Annotated in this window: 2 pseudogenes; both read right to left on the bottom strand. The window is 66.4% G+C overall.

Features of this window, described 5'->3' with window-relative positions:
• Positions 1-183 (bottom strand): annotated as a pseudogene (locus GO615_RS28415) (hypothetical protein); the annotation flags it as partial.
• Positions 180-390: pseudogene (locus GO615_RS28420) on the bottom strand (branched-chain amino acid ABC transporter permease); the annotation flags it as partial. The pseudogenes GO615_RS28415 and GO615_RS28420, both read right to left, overlap by 4 nt.

Here is a 390-nt window from a genome sequence, read left to right on the forward strand (position 1 = left end):
CATCATGCCGCCATAGCCCATGATCAGATTGAGGCTCGCCGCGGCCAGCGCGAAGATCACGATGCGGGTGAACAGCGTGAGGATGAAGATGTTGCCGGTGACGGCCGAATAGGCCGGCAGCAGGAGCAGGGCGGCGCACAGCAGCGCCGCGACCGCATTGGAGGCGTTGAGCTTGGGCATCATCGTTTGGCCGCCGGGAACAGCCCCTCGGGCCGCAATACGAGGATGATGGCCATCAGGAGGTAGATCAGCATCGAGGACAGCGCCGGCGCCGCGGTCGAAGCGGCCGCCCCGCTCAGGACCTTGCGCAGCAGGTCGGGCAGGAAGGCGCGTCCCATCGTGTCGATGATGCCGACGAAGAGCGCGGCCATGAACGCACCGCGGATCGAG

The sequence above is a fragment of the Aromatoleum evansii genome (assembly GCF_012910805.1).
Taxonomy (GTDB): Bacteria; Pseudomonadota; Gammaproteobacteria; order Burkholderiales; family Rhodocyclaceae; genus Aromatoleum; species Aromatoleum evansii.